This is a genomic window from Kitasatospora sp. NRRL B-11411 (genome assembly GCF_000721345.1).
Taxonomy (GTDB): domain Bacteria; phylum Actinomycetota; class Actinomycetes; order Streptomycetales; family Streptomycetaceae; genus Kitasatospora; species Kitasatospora cineracea.
In genome coordinates this window covers 1-17,035 of the sequence record NZ_JOGH01000133.1, presented here as the reverse complement: position 1 = coordinate 17,035, position 17,035 = coordinate 1, and the positions used below count along the sequence as shown (strand labels likewise).

Annotated in this window: 19 protein-coding genes and 2 pseudogenes; 6 read left to right on the top strand and 15 right to left on the bottom strand. The window is 74.6% G+C overall.

Annotation, left to right across the window (positions count from 1 at the left end; all coding sequences use genetic code 11):
* The 5 genes and pseudogenes from IH44_RS0134470 to IH44_RS0134450 all read right to left on the bottom strand — a co-directional run.
* Positions 1-250: pseudogene (locus IH44_RS0134470) on the bottom strand (hypothetical protein); the annotation flags it as partial.
* A gap of 237 nt (positions 251-487) precedes the next feature.
* The gene (locus tag IH44_RS0134465; protein ID WP_030463759.1) at positions 488-889 is read right to left on the bottom strand and encodes an NUDIX domain-containing protein; all 402 of its coding nucleotides are present in this window, start codon (positions 887-889) and stop codon (positions 488-490) included.
* 33 nt (positions 890-922) lie between these two features.
* On the bottom strand, positions 923-1,393 hold the full coding sequence (locus IH44_RS0134460; protein ID WP_051817922.1) for a CYTH domain-containing protein: 471 nt from the start codon (positions 1,391-1,393) through the stop codon (positions 923-925).
* An 82-nt stretch (positions 1,394-1,475) separates the two neighbouring features.
* A complete protein-coding gene (locus IH44_RS41870; RefSeq protein WP_051817924.1) occupies positions 1,476-1,679 on the bottom strand; it encodes a hypothetical protein in 204 nt (67 codons plus the stop codon).
* Between the two features lie 131 nt (positions 1,680-1,810).
* A complete protein-coding gene (locus IH44_RS0134450) occupies positions 1,811-2,638 on the bottom strand; it encodes a methyltransferase domain-containing protein (RefSeq protein ID WP_030463757.1) in 828 nt (275 codons plus the stop codon).
* Between the two features lie 138 nt (positions 2,639-2,776).
* Between IH44_RS0134450 and IH44_RS0134445 the strand changes: the two genes are divergently transcribed.
* From IH44_RS0134445 to IH44_RS0134430, 3 genes and pseudogenes are all read left to right on the top strand, one after another.
* Entirely contained in the window at positions 2,777-3,361 is a 585-nt protein-coding gene (locus IH44_RS0134445; RefSeq protein ID WP_030463756.1) for a pyridoxamine 5'-phosphate oxidase family protein, read from the top strand.
* Positions 3,362-3,456: 95 nt separating this feature from the next.
* Positions 3,457-4,660, top strand: a pseudogene (locus tag IH44_RS47470) (dihydrofolate reductase family protein).
* 71 nt (positions 4,661-4,731) lie between these two features.
* Complete coding sequence (locus tag IH44_RS0134430; protein ID WP_030463753.1) at positions 4,732-5,388, top strand: HAD-IA family hydrolase; 657 nt, start codon at positions 4,732-4,734, stop codon at positions 5,386-5,388.
* Positions 5,389-5,447: 59 nt separating this feature from the next.
* Here IH44_RS0134430 and IH44_RS0134425 read toward each other — a convergent pair whose 3' ends face one another.
* From IH44_RS0134425 to ychF, 8 genes are all read right to left on the bottom strand, one after another.
* Positions 5,448-6,221, bottom strand: a complete 774-nt coding sequence (locus IH44_RS0134425) for an alpha/beta hydrolase (protein ID WP_051817920.1) — start codon at positions 6,219-6,221, stop codon at positions 5,448-5,450.
* 109 nt (positions 6,222-6,330) lie between these two features.
* A complete protein-coding gene (locus IH44_RS0134420; protein WP_157852559.1) occupies positions 6,331-6,708 on the bottom strand; it encodes a VOC family protein in 378 nt (125 codons plus the stop codon).
* A 12-nt stretch (positions 6,709-6,720) separates the two neighbouring features.
* Positions 6,721-8,175: an MFS transporter gene (locus IH44_RS0134415; protein ID WP_232795194.1), complete on the bottom strand. Its 1,455-nt coding sequence runs from the start codon at positions 8,173-8,175 to the stop codon at positions 6,721-6,723.
* Entirely contained in the window at positions 8,172-8,759 is a 588-nt protein-coding gene (locus IH44_RS0134410) for a TetR/AcrR family transcriptional regulator (RefSeq protein WP_030463749.1), read from the bottom strand. The genes IH44_RS0134415 and IH44_RS0134410 overlap by 4 nt, the downstream gene beginning before the upstream one ends.
* A gap of 76 nt (positions 8,760-8,835) precedes the next feature.
* A complete protein-coding gene (locus IH44_RS0134405; protein WP_030463748.1) occupies positions 8,836-9,525 on the bottom strand; it encodes a 2-phosphosulfolactate phosphatase in 690 nt (229 codons plus the stop codon).
* A 224-nt stretch (positions 9,526-9,749) separates the two neighbouring features.
* Positions 9,750-10,004: a Txe/YoeB family addiction module toxin gene (locus IH44_RS0134400; protein WP_030463747.1), complete on the bottom strand. Its 255-nt coding sequence runs from the start codon at positions 10,002-10,004 to the stop codon at positions 9,750-9,752.
* Positions 10,001-10,282: a type II toxin-antitoxin system Phd/YefM family antitoxin gene (locus tag IH44_RS0134395; protein ID WP_030463746.1), complete on the bottom strand. Its 282-nt coding sequence runs from the start codon at positions 10,280-10,282 to the stop codon at positions 10,001-10,003. The genes IH44_RS0134400 and IH44_RS0134395 overlap by 4 nt, the downstream gene beginning before the upstream one ends.
* 198 nt (positions 10,283-10,480) lie before the next feature.
* A complete protein-coding gene (gene ychF / locus IH44_RS0134390; RefSeq protein ID WP_030463745.1) occupies positions 10,481-11,554 on the bottom strand; it encodes a redox-regulated ATPase YchF in 1,074 nt (357 codons plus the stop codon).
* Between the two features lie 180 nt (positions 11,555-11,734).
* Between ychF and IH44_RS0134385 the strand changes: the two genes are divergently transcribed.
* On the top strand, positions 11,735-12,316 hold the full coding sequence (locus tag IH44_RS0134385; RefSeq protein WP_157852558.1) for a DUF6542 domain-containing protein: 582 nt from the start codon (positions 11,735-11,737) through the stop codon (positions 12,314-12,316).
* 10 nt (positions 12,317-12,326) lie between these two features.
* On the opposite strand, the gene ppgK is transcribed toward IH44_RS0134385, so the two are convergent.
* Complete coding sequence (ppgK, locus tag IH44_RS0134380; RefSeq protein ID WP_051817918.1) at positions 12,327-13,103, bottom strand: polyphosphate--glucose phosphotransferase; 777 nt, start codon at positions 13,101-13,103, stop codon at positions 12,327-12,329.
* Positions 13,104-13,258: 155 nt separating this feature from the next.
* On the bottom strand, positions 13,259-14,233 hold the full coding sequence (locus IH44_RS0134375; protein ID WP_030463742.1) for a 4-hydroxy-3-methylbut-2-enyl diphosphate reductase: 975 nt from the start codon (positions 14,231-14,233) through the stop codon (positions 13,259-13,261).
* Between the two features lie 83 nt (positions 14,234-14,316).
* On the opposite strand from IH44_RS0134375, the gene IH44_RS0134370 reads away from it, so the two are divergent.
* The gene (locus IH44_RS0134370) at positions 14,317-15,651 is read left to right on the top strand and encodes an APC family permease (protein ID WP_030463741.1); all 1,335 of its coding nucleotides are present in this window, start codon (positions 14,317-14,319) and stop codon (positions 15,649-15,651) included.
* 163 nt (positions 15,652-15,814) lie between these two features.
* The coding region (xseA, locus tag IH44_RS0134365; RefSeq protein WP_030463740.1) for an exodeoxyribonuclease VII large subunit at positions 15,815-17,035 on the top strand (1,221 nt) is incomplete at its 3' end.

The window sequence follows — 17,035 nt, the reverse complement described above, 5'->3', positions numbered from 1 at the left end:
CGGCGGGGGCGGTCGGCGGCTGGGGGGCGGCGCCCGCCGTCGGGGCGCTGCCGGGACGGGACCCGCCGGGCCGGGAGCGGAAGCGCTCGCCGGGGCCGGGGCGGCCGCGGCGCAGCCGGGCCCGGGCGGCCGCCCGGCCGGCGGCGGTGCGGGCGGGCAGCGCGGCGCCGCCGCTGCCGGGCCGCCGCGAACCGCGCGCGGGCAGACCGGACGCCTCGCGCTCCCCCTCGCCGTCACCCGGCTTCGCCACCACCTACCGGGCCTCCCGCCACCGCATGGGACGCCCCCGGCCGGTCGCCGGGCGCGGGCCGCCGCCACGCCGTGCCACCGCGGGCTCACGGATCGTGACGAATGCTGCCGAACTCTGCCATACCCAGGGAATCGCGCCGCTATCCCGGCATACGGCTCGTCTGTCCGATTGGCGTACAGAACGGACACTGCGCTGTGGGCGGGGCCGAGGCGCGGGCGGGGCCGGGGTGCCGGCGGATCAGTGCAGGCGGCCGTCGCGGTGCAGGTCGTCGAAGAGGACCTGGTCGACCGGGGGGACGCGGTCGCGGTCGGCGTAGCCGAACCAGTCGACCTCCTCGATCTCGCTGCTGGCGGCGAGGGTGCCGGTGTAGTCGGCGGCGTAGCAGGCCATCCTGACCACGGCGCCGGGGGCCTGGCCGTGGGCCTCGGCGTGGTAGGTGCCGACGTGGGTGACGGTGTCGGGGCGGATGGCGACGGTGAGTTCCTCGGCGACCTCGCGGACCAGGGTCTGCAGGTCGGTCTCGGCGCCCTCGCGCTTGCCGCCGGGGATGTAGAAGACGTCCTTGCCGCGGGGGCGGGCGCAGAGGATCCTGCCGCCCTCCAGCCGGACCCACGCCACCGTGTCGATCAGGTCTGCCATCGCCGTCCTCGCGCTCGTCGTACCCGCCCGACCCTACGTCAGGGGCGGGGCGTCGGCGGTGGCCAGGTGCCGGTTCTTGAGGTCGGGGCGGTCGGTGACCTCGGGGCCGAACCAGGGCGGCGGGGTGAACGCGGCGGCGGCGTCCGGGTCGGTGAACTCGACCTCCGCGGTGCGCAGTCCGGCCAGTCGGCCGCGGTAGGTGTCGACCACGGCCTCGTGCGGGCCGAGCGGGACGACCCGGCGGGTCTTGTCGATCCGGGCGTGCTCGGTGGCGGGCCACAGGTCGGCGAACTGCTCGGCGCTCAGCGGGGTCTCCCACTCGCCGCGGACCAGCCCGGTGCCGCGCTTGACGGTCAGCGAGCACTCCTCGCCCTGCCGGCGCACCCGCGCCTCGGCCCCCTCGGGCCCGAGGACCAGGTACCCCTGCCGGACCTCGAACTCCCGTCCGTCCGGGACGTGTTCGCCCTCCGGGACGAGGAACTTGCGCTCGATCTCGACGCCCACCCGGCCTCCTCGGCATCCGTTCCCGGGGCGGCGCGCGCCGCCCCGGGGCCACGGTACGCGGACGGGGCCGGGCAGTGGGGGATCAGCCGGGACCGGCGGGGTCCTCGGCGGCCTGGGGGTCCTCGGGTTCGACCCAGTAGAGCTGCTTGTGGCCGCGGGCCTCGAACTCGGCGGCCAGCGCCTCGGCTCCGGCCCGGTCGAGGCCGCGGGCGAGCAGGAAGCGATTGCCGTTGTCGTCCTGGCGCATCACCCGGTGGGTGGTGCCGGTGCGCTGCTCGCCGTCCATGCGCACACGGTAGCGGTCCGACCCGGTGGGGGGGCGGGTCGGACCGCCCGTCCGGCCGTCGGGCCGGGCGGTGGGCACTACCGGGCGGTACGCGGCCGGTCAACGTCACGTCAACGCGGGGGCGTGCCCAACTAGCTTACGCGATACAGGAGTTCGCCGTGCAGTACGGCGAACCAGGCGTCCGGGTCGGCGCCCCAGCGGGCCCAACCGGCGGCGATCCGCTCCAGGTCGGCGGGGGTGGCCAGGCCCTCGGCGACCGCGGTGGCGGCGGTCTTCGAGCGCACCGTGCGCTCGGCCCAGCTCTCCGACCACCAGGCCCGCTCGGCATCGGTGGCGAAGGTCCAACTGCTGGACGAGCAGCGCGGGTTGGCGTCCGGGGCGGCCGGATCGCCGGTCAGGCCCGCCGCGCGCGCCCAGGCCAGCAGGCGGCGGCCGGCGTCGGGTTCGCCGCCGTTGGCCCGGGCGACCTTCCGGTACAGGCTCAACCACTCGTCCAGCTCGGGCAGTTCGGGGTACCAGGTCATCGCGGCGTAGTCCGAGTCGCGGACCGCGATCACCCCGCCGGGGGCGGTGACCCGGCGCATCTCGCGCAGGGCGGCGACCGGGTCGGGCAGGTGCTGCAGCACCTGGTGGGCGTGCACCACGTCGAACGAGGCGTCGGCGTAGGGCAGCCGGTAGACGTCGGCGACCTCGTAGGACAGGTTCGCCAGGCCGCGTTCGGCGGCCAGCGCGGCGGCCTCGGCCAGCACCTCGGGGACCGGCTCGATGCCGACCACCCGGCCGCTCGGGCCGACCAGTTCGGCCAGGTCGGCGGTGATCGTGCCCGGGCCGCAGCCGACGTCCAACACCCGCTGGCCGGGGCGCAGTTCGGGCAGCAGGTAGGCGGCGGAGTTGGCGGCGGTGCGGCTGCGGTGCGAGCGCAGGACGGCGGCGTGGTGGCCGTGGGTGTAGGCGGGCATGGCGGGTTCCCTCTCCCTCGAAGGCGACCCCTCCAGGATAGGAAGACGTTCCACTGTTCGGACAATCCCGTATCGAATGGCGAGACGATGGGGAAACCTCCTGGCTCTCCGCCGCCCGCCGGGAGCAGAATCGTCCGCATGGGAAAGACCTATGAGCGCATCGATGCCAGGCTGCGCGCGTTCATCGAGAAACAGCCCGTCTACTTCGTCGGCACCGCCCCGCTGGCCGCCGACGGCTACCTCAACCTGTCCCCCAAGGGCCGGGCCGGCACCCTCGTCGTGCTGGACGAACTGACCGTCGCCTACCTGGACTTCGGCGGTTCGCACGCCGAGACCATCGCCCACCTGCGGGAGAACGGGCGGATCGTCCTGATGTGGTGCGCCTTCGAGGGGCCGCCGACCGTGCTGCGGGTGCACGGGCACGGCGAGCCGGTGTTCCGCGACGACCCGCGGTTCGCCGAACTGCTCGGCCGCTTCGACCCGACCGCGGACGGCACCGCGCTGCGCGCGATCATCCTGGTGCGGGCCGAACGGGTCAGCGACTCCTGCGGGTTCGCCGTCCCGTTCATGGAGTACCGGTCCGACCGGACGCTGCTCGCCGAGTTCTTCGACCGCAAGGGCGAGGACCGGTTCAGCGAGTACTGCGAGGGCAAGGAGAACGTCGGCGTCAGCATCAACGGGCTGCCCGCCCTGCCGCTGCCGGTGCCGCCCCGCCCGTCCTGAGCCGACCGCGGGCCGCGGGCGGTGGGCGCACGGGCGGCGGCCGGGCGCGGCGTACGGTGGGACTCCGCCCGTCCGCCGACCCTGGAGCCCCGACCGTGCCCCGCCCCCACGTCCTGCTGAGCGCCGCGGTGTCGATCGACGGCCACCTCGACGACGCCTCCCCCGACCGGCTGCTGCTCTCCAACGCCGAGGACTTCGACCGGGTCGACGCGCTGCGCGCCGACAGCGACGCGGTGCTGGTCGGCGGCGGGACGCTGCGCGCCGACAACCCGCGGTTGCTGGTCAACTCGCCGCAGCGGCGCGCCGCCCGGGAGGCCGCCGGGCGGCCCGGGTACCCGCTGAAGGTCACCCTGAGCGCGAGCGGCCGGCTGGACCCGGGCCTGAACTTCTGGCACACCGGCGGCGCCAAGCTCGCCTACACCACCGACGCCGCCGCGCCCGCGCTGCGCGCCGCGCTGGCCGGGGCGCCCGGCACCGAGGTGGTCGGCCTGGGCGGGGCGGTGCCGCTCGGCGCGGTGCTCGACGACCTGGGCGCGCGCGGGGTGCGCCGGCTGATGGTCGAGGGCGGCGGCAGCGTGCACACCCAGTTCCTCGCCGAGGGGCTGGCCGACGAACTGCAACTGGCCGTCGCCCCCCTGCTGGTCGGCCAGGCCGCCGCACCCCGCTTCCTCTCCCCCGCCGCGTACCCCGGCGGCCCGGCCCGCCGGATGCGGCTGCTGGAGGCACGTACGGTGGGGGACGTCGTCCTGCTGCGGTACGCCCCGAAGGAGTCCTCCGATGACCACCAGTGACCGTGCGCCCGAGAGCCGGAACGAGCCCGGGCAGGCGGGCGGGCGCGGGGACGCGGCCGGCCGCGAGCGCGACCTCGGGTGGATGCGCCGCGCGATCGAGCTGTCCCGGCGCTGCCCGCCGTCCGGGACGGCCTTCTCGGTCGGCGCGGTGGTGGTCGGCGCGGACGGCGAGGTGCTGGCCGAGGGCTACAGCCGCGAGGTGGACGCCGTGAACCACGCCGAGGAGGCCGCGCTCGGCAAGCTGCCGGCCGGCGACCCGCGGCTGCGCACCGCCACCGTCTACTCGACCCTGGAGCCGTGCGGGCAGCGCGCCTCCCGGCCGCACCCGTGCGCGGAGCTGATCGTGGCCGCCGGGGTGCCGCGGGTGGTGGTGGCCTGGCGGGAGCCCGCGCTGTTCGTCGAGGCGTGCCAGGGCACCGCGCTGCTGACCGGCGCGGGCATCGAGGTGGTGGAGCTGCCGGAGCTCGCCGAGGAGGCCCGGGCGGTCAACGCGCACCTGGTGGGGTGAGCGGCCCGCCCTCCGGGAGTTTTGTACGCTTGAGGAACAAACACCCGTACGAGGCCTCCCGAGGAGCCCCGATGCCCGTCCTCACCCCGCCGGTCCGGGCCGTCCTGCTCGACATGGACGGCACCCTGGTCAACTCCGACGCCGTGGTCGAACGCTGCTGGCGCCGCTGGGCCGAGCGCAACGGCCTGGACGGCGACGAGGTGATGCGGGTCGCGCACGGGCGGCAGGGCCACCTGACCATGGGCCTGCTGCTGCCCGACCGCCCGGTCGAGCAGAACCTCGCCGAGAACGCGGTGATGCTCGACGAGGAGTCCTCCGACATCGACGGCGTGGTCGAAGTCCCGGGCGCCGCACGGCTGGTGGCCTCGCTGGCCGGACTGCCGCACGCGCTGGTGACCTCCGCCGACGACCGGCTCGCCCGGGTCCGGATGGCCGCCGCCGGTGTCCCGCTGCCGCCGCTGGTGATCACCGCCGAGCACGTCGGCGCCAGCAAGCCCGACCCGGAGGGCTTCCTGAAGGCCGCCGCCGAGTTGGGCGTCGCCCCCGCCGAGTGCCTGGTGCTGGAGGACTCCGAGGCGGGCATCGCCGCCGCCCGGGCCGCCGGCATGCCGGTGCTCGGCATCGGCCCGCGCGCCGCCGCCCACCGGCCCGACCACCACGTGGACGACCTGTCCGGCGTCCGGGTCAGCGGGGCGGCGGACGGCGGGCTGGTCGTCGAACTTCCCTGATGTGCAGGGCAGTTCGGCGCTCCGGCGCTTCGACGGCCCCGCGGTTCAGCCGGTGCGGTTCAGCCGGTGCGGTTCAGTCGGTGCGGTTCAGCCGGTGCGGTCCAGCAGGTGCGGTCCAGCAGGGCCGCGGCCACCCGGGCGCACTCCTGCGGGTGCTCGCCCAGCCAGCGGCCGAGCAGGTGGTCCGCGCCCGGCAGGGTGAGCCTGGCGTACGGGGCCGTCGACGCCGGGCGGGCGCGCAGGGCGGCGTCCAGCGACTCGGTCACCTCGGCCGGGATCACCCCGTCGGTCTCCGGCAGCACCAGCACCGCCCGGCCGCCGAACGCCGTGAGGGTGTCGAAGGCCCGGCTGCTGCGCCAACTCCCCTCGGTACGCAGGGTATTGGTGAACTCCGGCGCGGCGAACGGGAGTTCGTGGATCTCGCGGGCGTAGGCGGCGGGCGCGCCGAGGGCGATCGCCGTGGTCCGGACGGCGAGTTCGGGCATCCGCAGCAGGTCCGCGACGGTCTGGCCGCTCATCGAGAAGCCGACCAGCAGCAGCGGCCCGGTCGGGGCGTGCCGGTCCAGCACCGCGCGGGCCTGGCGGGCCCGGCGGGCCAGCGAGAGCTCGCCGAGGACGCCGGTGCTCGCGCCGTGCCCGGCGAAGTCGAACACCACGGATCGGCACCCGGCGGCCGCCAACTCCCTTGCCAGCGGCAGGCAGCGGTGCCGGTCGCCGCTGCCCGCGCCGTGCATCAGCAGCGCGGTGAGCGGACCGGTCGGCGGCTCCGGCTCGATCACGGTGCAGGCCAGGCGCTCGCCGTCGGCCTCGACGGTCGACTCGACGAAGTCCATGCGGTTCCTCCCGGGCGGGTGGTTGAACGGGTGGCGTTCGTTCCGGCCACCGTGCGGTGTTGTGCGGGCGGTCAGCCCGGGCGGGCGGGCGGTCAGCCCGGGCGGGCGGTCAGTCCGGGACGGCGAGGCAGAACGGGTGCCCGGCCGGGTCCAGCAGCGTCACCCCGCGCTCGCCGTCGGCCTGCTGCTCGGGCCGGGACGCCCCGGCCGCCAGCAGCGCCGCCACCGCCGGGCCCAACTCCAGGACGGTGAAGTCGAGACGGGCCCGCGAACCGGCCTCCGGCCAGTGCGGCGACCGGTACCCGCCGACCCGCTGGAAGCCGATCCGCACCGGGCCCTCGCCGATGAACACGTAGCTCTCGCTGCGGTACGTCACCGGCCAGCCCGTCACCTGCTGGTAGAAGGCCGCCAGTTGCTCGGGGTCGGCGCAGTCCAGCACCACCGAGCCGAGCGTGCCCACGGCCCGCGCCGCCTGTCGTCCTGTCACCGGCCCAGCCTGTCACGCACCACCGACAGCGGCTTCGTCGTGCGGGGCGTGTCGGGCCGCGGGCGGGACGTCGCCGGGCAGCGCGGCAGCGGGCAGCGCGGCGCCGGGCAGCGCGGCAGCGGGCGGGACCGCGCCTGGCAGTGCGGCGGCGGGCGGGACCGCGCCTGGCAGTGCGGCGGCGGGCAGCAGGCCGGCGGCGGCGAGGGCGGCCAGGACCGGCAGCGGGCCGTGCGTCCCGGTGCCGGACGCGAACGCGGACGCGGACGCGATGCCCAGGGTCGGGCCGATGTTCATCGCGGTCTGCTTCAACCCGCCGACCGCGCCCGCGTACCCCGCCGGGGCGTCGCCGACCACGGTGCCGGTCGCCGTCACCATCACCGCCGCGAACCCCGCGCCCAGCAGCGCCGACGCCACCGCCGTGGCCGGCACCGACGCGCCCCCGCCGCCCGGCCCGGCCAGCCCCGCGATGCCCGCCACCAGCAGCGCCACCCCCGCCAGCGCCGTCCGCCGGGGTCCCTGCGCGCGCAGCGCCCGCTCGGCCGCCGGGGCACCCAGCACCATCAGCGCGGTCAGCGGCAGCATCCGCAGCGCGGTGCCCGACGGGCCGACCCGCAGCGCGTCCTGGAGCCGGAAGGTGGTGCTGAACAGCGTCCCGAACAGCCCCGCCGAGGCGGTCAGCAGCAGCACCAGCGAGGCCGCGACCGGCCGCGACGCCGCCACCGGGCGCGGCACCACCGGGCTGGCGGCCCGCCGCTCGTGCGCCACCAGCACGGTGAACAGGCCTGCGGCGCCCGCCAGTTCGGCGGAGGTCCCGGCCCAGCCGCGCTCCGGGACCCGGGAGAGCGCGTGCACCAGGACGGCCAGGGCCGCCGCGAGCAGGGCGGCGCCCGCCAGGTCGAGCCGCTGCCCGTCCGCGTCCGCCCGGTCGGGGCGCAGGCCGAGGGTCATCGCGGCGAGCACCGCGGCCACCGGGACGTTGATCCAGAACACCGCGCGCCAGCCGAACCCGTCGACCAGCACCCCGCCGAGCAGCGGGCCCGCGCCCGCCGCCACCGCGATCGCCCCCGTCCGGACGGCGATCGCCCGGCCGAGCCGCTCCGGCGGGCAGCACAGCCGCAGCAGCGCGAGCGTCCCGGGCTGCAGCAGCGCGCCGAACACGCCCTGCGCGACCCGCAGTCCGACCACCCAGCCGACGGTCGGGGCCAGCCCGATCCCGGCCGAGGCCGCACCGAAGCCGAGCACGCCCGCCAGCAGCGTCCGGCGGTGGCCGTACCGGTCGCCGAGCCGGCCCGCGAGCACCAGCAGGGCCGCGACGGCGACCAGGTAGCCGGTGCTCGTCCACTGCAACTGGGCGGTCGTGCAGCCGAGTTCGCGCCGCATGCCGGGCTGCGCCATCAGCAGCACCGTGCCGTCCAGGGCCACCAGCATGGCCGCGCCCGCGCTGACCGGCAGCGCGAGGCGGCTCACGGTCGGGCCCCGAGGTGCGCCGCCAGCACCGCCGCCAGCAACTCCTCCTCGCGTCCCTCCCCCAGCATCAGCCCCGTGCTCCCCCAGCCCTGCAGCTGCGCCAGCCCGTGCAGGTTCGCCCACAGCGCGGCCGTCACCACCGGTGCCCGCTCCGCGTCCCCCGTGCACTCCCCCACCAGCCGTGCCAGCTCCCCGAACAGCGGCACCGTCGCCTCCCGCAGCCGCGGCCCGTCCGGCTCCGACCCGTCGCTGCTCAGCAGGTCGTGCCGGAACATCAGCTCGAACATCCCGCGCCGCTCGGCGGCGTAGCCCAGGTACACCCGCGCCATCCCCGCCACCCGCACCCGCGCGTCCCCCGCCGGCACCGCCGCGAACCGGCCCGCCAACTCCTCGAACCCGCGCCGCGCGACCGCCGACAGCAGCGCCCGGTGCGTCGGGAAGTACCGCCGCGGAGCCCCGTGCGACACCCCGGCCCGCCGCGCGATCTCCCGCAGCCCGACCGCCCCCGACCCCTCCGCCAGCACCAACTCGACCCCGGCGTCCACCAGTCGCTCCCGCAGGGGGGTCTGCTCATCGCTGTCCATGGACAGTGTCTACCAGCACCCCGTAGACACTGTCTACCTACTGTGGCGCCGCACAACGCCACAGCGCCGTTCGACGTCACGACCGGCTCGGGCCGGCCCCTTTCCCGTACGGGCGCAGCACTATGAGTCCGTCCTCCGGGGCGGCGGCCATGGCGAAGGGGAAGCGGTCGAGCTCCAGGCACAGGCGGACGTCGTCCTCGTGGACGCCCTCCCGGACGCCCCCGGCCAGTTCGGCGGCGGCGGTGGAGTCGGCGGCGCGGCGCAGGTAGGGGGCCGGGTCAGGGGTGCGGCCGGCGGCGCGGCGGACGATGTACCGGGCGCAGGCGAGGTCCTCCTCGGCGCGGCCGTCCTCGCCGGTGACGACGAAGGTGACGTCGGGACGGCCGTGCAGGGCGCGGGCGGTGGCCCCGGCGACCACGAAGCTCGCGCACAGCACCAGGTCGGCGCCCCGGACGGCCAGTGCGCCGACCGTTCCGGCGGTGGTCTTCTGCACGACGGTGCGCCCCGCGAGGTCCGTGCCGCGGATCCGGCCGGGCGAGTTGACGGCGTCGAACCCGGACGCGGGCGCCCCGTCCTTGAGCGCCACCCAGCCCGGGTGACGGGCCTTCAACTCCAGCGCCTCGTCCAGCGACCCGGCCAGCACGATCCGCTCCGCCCCCTGCGCGAACGCCCAGGCGGCGGTGGTGAAGGCGCGCATCACGTCGATGACGACGGCGACGGGCGGGGTGTCGGTGAGTTCGCCGATGGCGAGGAAGCGGGTCTCCATGCCGGTCATGATCACCGGACCGCCGGACCGGGCACCAAGGGTTTTCCCCGCCCGCACTATCCCGGAGGGGCCGCCCGCAGAGGGGCGGCCCCTCCGGGATGGTCCGGGCGGGTCAGACGTTGAAGCAGAACTCCCACCGCAACGCCGTGACCTGCGGAATCGTTGATTCCGAGGGCCCAAGTCAGCACGGAGTCAGCACCATGACGGCACGCCAGGACCGGGCATCAATAGTGATAGCGGGCGGCCAGGATGATGATTTCCCGGTCGGTGACCAGATAGACGAGGCGATGCTCGTCATCGATCCGCCGCGACCAGGCCCCGGGCAGGTGGTACTTCAGCGGCTCGGGTTTGCCGATCCCGGTGAACGGATCGCGCAGGACATCCTCGATGAGCTTGTTGATCCTCGCGAGCATCTTGCGATCGCTCTTGAGCCAGGACGTGTAGTCCTCCCAGCCCTGCTCTTCGAATACGAGCCTCACTCGACACCCCGCCCGGCATCAGCCGAGTCGGGGTCGATGAGCGTGCGCTCGGAGAGCTCTATGCCGTTCAGCGCATTGTCGTACGCCCTCAGCAGGCGACGCGCGTTCGCCGGCGAACGCAAGAGATAGGAGCCCTCGCGCAACGAGGCGTAATCCTCGGCGGAGACGAGCACCGCATTTCCGTGCTTGGACACGATCTCGATGGCGTCATGATCCTCGTTGACCTTCTTGATCAACGGGAAGAGATCCCTGCGCGCCTCGCTCGCGGTGATGGACATGGCCGTACCCCCTTCGGCGAGTGGTACCGAATAACGTACCACTCGAGCGAGGATTCCGGGTGACTCGACGGCCGATGCGGGTTCCCGCAAGTCAGCACCAAGTCAGCACGGAGACGAGAAGAGGGTCGGACTCCATGGAGTCCGACCCTCTCCGACCTGCAGGCTTGCTAAATCATATGACATTCAGTATCGACATGATCACACATTGAAGCGGAACTCGACGACGTCGCCGTCCTGCATGACGTAGTCCTTGCCCTCGATGCGGGCCTTGCCCTTGGCGCGGGCCTCGGCGAGGGAGCCGGTGGCGACGAGGTCCTCGAAGGAGGTGACCTCGGCCTTGATGAAGCCCTTCTGGAAGTCGGTGTGGATGACTCCGGCGGCTTCGGGGGCGGTGGCGCCCTGCTTGATGGTCCAGGCCCGGGCTTCCTTGGGGCCGGCGGTGAGGTAGGTCTGCAGGCCGAGGGTGGCGAAGCCGACGCGGGCGAGGGTGGCGAGGCCGGGCTCGTCCTGGCCCATGGACTGGAGGAGTTCGAGGGCCTCGTCGTCGTCGAGTTCGATCAGCTCGGACTCGATCTTGGCGTTGAGGAAGATGGCCTCGGCGGGGGCGACCAGGGCGCGCTGGGTGTTCTTGAAGTCCTCGTCGGAGAGGGCGTCCTCGTCGACGTTGAAGACGTAGAGGAACGGCTTCGAGGTCATCAGGTGCAGGTCGCGGACGGCGGTGGTGTCGAAGCCGGCCTCGAAGAGGGTCTTGCCGGTCTCCAGGACGGCCTGGGCGGCCTCGGCGGCGGCCAGGACGGGGGCCGTCTCCTTCTTGAGGCGGGCCTCCTTCTGGAGCCGGGGCAGCGCCTTCTCGATGGTCTGCAGGTCGGCCAGGATCAGCTCGGTGTGGATGGTCTCGATGTCGTCCTTGGGCGAGACCTTGCCGTCGACGTGGACCACGTCGGGGTCGGTGAAGGCCCGGACGACCTGGCAGATCGCGTTGGCCTCGCGGATGTTGGCGAGGAACTTGTTGCCCAGGCCCTCGCCCTCGCTGGCGCCGCGGACGATGCCGGCGATGTCGACGAAGTCGACGGTGGCCGGGAGGATGCGCTGCGAGCCGAAGATCTCGGCGAGCTTGTCCAGCCGCGGGTCGGGGACACCGACGACGCCGACGTTCGGCTCGATGGTGGCGAACGGGTAGTTGGCCGCCAGCACGTCGTTCTTGGTCAGGGCGTTGAACAGGGTCGACTTGCCGACGTTCGGCAGGCCGACGATTCCGATCGTGAGCGACATGGAGAGTGGTGTCCCGGGGCTTGGAGGGCGTCGAGGTGGCCCGCTGCGGGCCGGTCCCCCAGTCTACGGGGCGCGCGGCGGGTGGTCGGAAGCGCGGTGGGGGCGCGCACCGGCCGGACACGGACAATTGGCGAGGGGCCATTACACACGGTGTCGATGATCGGACCGTACGTTGGTCGGGTGGAGCAGAGCATCCGTACCCAGCCGCCAGGGCCGAGAAGGCGACCGCCCGGACGCGGCACCGCCGAGGCCGCCGTCCCGGGCCAGAGCGGGCCCCCCGAGTCGCGGTTGCGGTCGGCGTCCGGCGCCCGGACCGGCCCGCTGGTGCTGAAGCGCGCGGTGCAGCGGGTGCTGGCGGCCCGGCAGCGGCGCGGCGGGAGCGGGCGGCCGGCCCGGCTGACGGCGGTGGGCACCGGGGTCGCGGCGGTGGCCGGGACGCTGGCGCTGGCCGGGGTGGACCGGCTGCTGTTCGGCGGGCTCGGGGTGCTGTTCGGGCTCGGCTACCTGGTGGTGTGCTTCCAGTTGGCCGTGCGGGTGCGGTACTCGGACCTGCCCGCGGCGCCGATCTGCGGGCCGATCGCCTTCGCGGCGGCGCTGGTGCTGCTGCAGCCGGGCCCGGCCCAGGGCATCACCGGCGAGGTGGTGGCGCTGGCCGGCGGGCTGGCGCTGCGGGCGGGCTGGCTGTTCGCCGGCACCGCCCTGGCCGCCGCGATCGTCACCGCGCGTTACGTGGCCCAGCGGCGTCGGCACCGCACCCGGTAGTCCGGCCGCGTCACCCGCCGACCGGGGGCTCGGGGGCGGGCACCGTGGGCTTCAGGCTGGCGGCCATCGCCGCGCCGACGATGCCCGCGTCGTTGCGCAGTTCGGCGGGGACGACCTCGGCGCGCCGGTCCTTGAGCAGCGGCAGGAACTTCTCGTGCTTGCGGCTGACCCCGCCGCCGACGATCACCAGCTGCGGGGAGAACAGCATCTCGACCAGGTCGAGGTACTCGTCGACCCGCTCGGCCCACTGCGGCCAGCTGAGGTCGTGGCGCTCCTTGGCGGCGGAGGAGGCGCGCCGTTCGGCGTCCTTGCCGCGCAGTTCGAGGTGGCCGAGCTCGGTGTTGGGGACGAGCACGCCGTCGGAGAACAGGGCGCTGCCGATGCCGGTGCCGAAGGTGAGCAGCAGGACCACGCCGGCCCGGCCGCGGCCGGCGCCGTAGGTGACCTCGGCGATGCCGGCCGCGTCGGCGTCGTTGACCACGGTGGCGGGCAGGCCGAGCGCGTCGCTGAACCGGGCGGCGGCGTCCAGGCCGATCCAGCCCTTGTCGACGTTGGCCGCGGTCCTGGTGCGCCCGTCGACGACCACGCCGGGGAAGGTGAGGCCGACCGGCCCGCGGTGGTCGAAGTGCCGGACCACCTCGCAGACCGCGCCGACCACCGCGTCCGGGCCGGACGGGTGGGGGGTGAGCACCTTGTGGCGCTCCTGGGTGAGCGCGCCCTTGTCCAGGTCGACCGGTGCGCCCTTGATGCCGGAGCCGCCGATGTCCACGCCGAAGACCGTCGTCACTGCCGTTGCCTCCCGTACCGCCGGGGGCGTCCGCTGCCCGCCGGCCCTCGGACCAACGTACGGGCGGACGGGGGCGGGCGCAGCCGTTCGGACGGACGGTGCCCGGTCCCGGCGGGCGGGACCGGGCACCTGGAGGGGGCTCGGGGCGGGGCGGGTCAGAGCTTGCCGGCGGCCTCGGCGCGCAGGTCGCGGCGGAGCTCCTTGGGGAGCGAGAAGGTGAGGTGCTCCTCGGCGGTCTTGACGATCCGCACGTCCTCGAAGCCGTGGCCGGCCAGGAGTTCGAGCACGCCGTCGACCAGGATCTCCGGCACCGAGGCGCCGCTGGTCAGGCCGACCGTGGTGACGCCCTCGAACCAGGCCGGGTCGATCTCCTCGGCGAAGTCGACCAGGTGGGCGGCCTTGGCGCCGTACTCGAGGCCGACCTCGACCAGCCGGACCGAGTTGGAGGAGTTCTTGGAGCCGACCACGATCAGCAGGTCCGCCTCGGGGGCGAGCTGCTTGACCGCGACCTGGCGGTTCTGGGTGGCGTAGCAGATGTCGTCGCTGGGCGGCGAGACCAGCAGCGGGAAGCGCTGCTTGAGGGCGCCGACGGTCTCCATGGTCTCGTCCACCGAGAGGGTGGTCTGGGAGAGCCAGACCAGCTTCGACTCGTCGCGGATCCTGACGTTGGCGACGTCCTCGGCGCCGTCCACCAGGTGGATCCGGTCCGGGGCCTCGCCCATGGTGCCGACCACCTCCTCGTGGCCCTCGTGGCCGATCAGCAGGATGTCGTAGTCCTCGTCGGCGAACCGGCGGGCCTCCTTGTGCACCTTGGTGACCAGCGGGCAGGTCGCGTCGATGGTGGCGAGCTTGCCGGTCTCGGCCTCGTCGTGCACGGACGGGGCCACGCCGTGCGCCGAGAAGACCACGATCGAGCCCTCGGGCACCTCCTCCGTCTCGTCGACGAAGATCGCGCCCTGCTTCTCCAGGGTCTGCACGACGTACTTGTTGTGGACGATCTGCTTGCGGACGTAGATCGGTGCCCCGTACTGCTCCAGGGCCTTCTCCACGGCGATCACGGCGCGGTCCACGCCCGCGCAGTAGCCACGGGGGGCGGCGAGCAGGACACGGCGCTGAGCGGTGGTCGACATGGCTCCATCGTACGGGCGAGTCCCGCGGGCCCTCGCGCGCGTCGCCGTGGTCATCGCGGCGGCGGCGGACCGGATCGGGTGGAATGGCCAGGGTGAGCACACAGGTACGGACGGCTGAGCTGCGGCGCACCCTCGGGGTGCGGGATCTGATGGTGTACGGGCTGCTGTTCATCGCCCCGATGGCGCCGGTCGGCGTGTTCGGCGTGCTGGACGCGAAGAGCCACGGCGCGGTGGCGGCGGTGTACCTGGTGGCGACGGTGGCGATGGGGTTCACCGCGCTGTCGTACGCCGAGATGGTGCGGGCGGTGCCGCGGACCGGGTCGGTGTTCGCGTACGCCCGGGCCGGGTTGGGCGAGGGGGCGGGGTTCGTCGCCGGGTGGATGGCGATGCTGGACTACCTGCTGATTCCCGCGGTGGCCTACCTGTTCTCCGGGATCGCGCTGAACTCGCTGGTGCCGGACGTCTCGCGCTGGGTGTGGACGGTGCTGGCGGTGCTGGTCACCACGGCGCTGAACCTGGTCGGGGTGCGGACGGCCGCGGTGGTCGGGTTCGCGGTGCTGGCGATGGAGATCCTGGTGCTGGCGGTGTTCGTGGTGGCGGCGGTGGTGGTGCTGGCCCGGGACGGGGCGGCCCGGGACTGGGGCTCCCCGTTCGGAGGGGTCGGCGCGTTCTCGTTGACGGCGGTGCTGTCGGCGGTGTCGGTGGCGGTGCTCTCGTACCTCGGCTTCGACGCGATCGCCTCGTTCGTCGAGGAGGCGGTCGGCGCGTCGGCCGCGGTGGCCCGGGCGGTGCTGTGGTGCCTGGCGCTGGCCGGGCTGCTGTTCGTGCTGCAGACCTACCTGGCGGCGGTGCTGGAACCGACGACGCCGCAGCAGCTGGCGGCCGACCCGGCCGCCCAGGGCTCGGCGTTCTACGACACCGTGGAGTCCGCGGTCGGGCACTGGCTGCACGTGCTGATCGCCGCGTCCAAGGCGATCGGGGCGGCGTTCGCGGCACTGGCCGGGCAGGCGGCGGCCGGGCGGCTGGTCTTCGCCATGGGCCGGGAGGGGCGGCTGCCGCGCGTCCTGGGCGTGGTCGACGGGCGGACGGCGGTGCCCCGGCGGGCGCTGCTGACCGCGGCCGTGATCACGCTGGTGGCGGCGGTCTGGGCGGCCCGCCGGGACGACGGGCTGGACCAGCTGACCTCGGTGGTCAACGTCGGCGCGCTCACCGCGTTCGTGCTGCTGCACGCCTCGGTGGTCGGCTGGTACGTGGTGCGCGGCGGCTCGCGGGACTGGCTGCGGCACGGGGTGGTGCCGCTGCTGGGGATCGCGGTGCTGGTGGAGGCCTCGCACACGGCGCAGGTGGTGGGGGCGGTGTGGCTGGCGGTGGGGTTGGCGGTGCTGGTCGCTCAGCGCGGGCGGGAACGCGAGGCGTGAGGCCAGGGGCGCGGGGAACTGCGCGCAGCGGGAGGTGAACGTCAGCAAGGTCGCGGGACGGTGCAAGTGATGGTCCTGCTTCGCGATCTGGCTGTGGGTACTCGGTTGGCCGCGCAGTTCCCCGCGCCCCCGGTTTGTCGCGGTCGGCGGTTAGCCTCGGGGGATGGCCAATGCGAGCAGTGCGGAAGCGCCCCTGCCGGTGGGGAAGGTCTCGGCGTTGATCGGGGGGTGGGTCGATCGGCTGGGCGAGGTGTGGGTGGAGGGGCAGATCGCGCAGCTGAACCGGCGGCCGGGGGCGGGGATGGTGTTCCTGACCCTGCGGGACCCGGAGCGGGACGTCTCGTTGACGGTGACCTGCTTCCGGCAGGTGTTCGAGCAGGTCGCGGACGCGGTGCAGGAGGGGGCCCGGGTGATCGTCCGGGCGAAGCCGGAGTGGTACACGGCGCGCGGGACGCTGTCGCTCCGGGCGTCGGAGTTGCGGCTGGTCGGGCTGGGTGAACTGCTGGCGCGGCTGGAGCAGTTGAAGCGGCGGCTGTTCGCCGAGGGGCTGTTCGAGGAGGACCGGAAGAAGCCGCTGCCGTTCCTGCCGGGCTGCGTGGGGCTGGTGACCGGCCGGGGTTCGGCGGCGGAGCGGGACGTGCTGGAGAACGCCCGGCGGCGCTGGCCGGCGGTGCGTTTCGAGGTGCGCAACGTGCTGGTGCAGGGGCCGCAGGCGGTGGGGCAGGTGTGTGCGGCGGTGCGGGAGTTGGACGCGCTGCCGGAGGTCGAGGTGATCGTGGTGGCCCGCGGCGGCGGCAGCGTGGAGGACCTGCTGCCGTTCTCCGACGAGGAGTTGGTGCGGACGGTGGCGGCGGCCCGGACGCCGGTGGTGAGTGCGATCGGGCACGAGCCGGACCGGCCGCTGCTGGACTTCGTCGCGGACTTCCGGGCGTCCACGCCGACCGACGCGGCGAAGCGGGTGGTGCCGGACGTGGGCGAGGAGCTGGCCCGGGTGCGGCAGTTGCGGGACCGGGCGCGGCGGCACGTGCTGAACCGGGTGGAGCGGGAGTCGGCGGGGCTGGCCTCGGTGCGCAGCCGGCCGGTGCTGGCGGCGCCGACCGAGGCGGTGGCGGCCCGCGGTGCGGAGGTGGACGCGCTGGTGGAGCGGGCCCGGCGGGTGCTCGGCCACCGGCTGGACCACGCCCAGACCGACCTGGGGCACGCGCTGGCCCGGGTGGTGGCGCTCTCCCCGCTGGCCACCCTGGAGCGCGGGTACGCGGTGCTGCAGAAGGCGGACGGCACGGTGCTGACCGATCCCGGGCAGGCCGGGGCCGGGGAGGCGCTGCGGGCCCGGGTGGCGGGCGGGGCGTTCGAGGTGCGGGTGGCCGGGGACCTGTCTCTTATA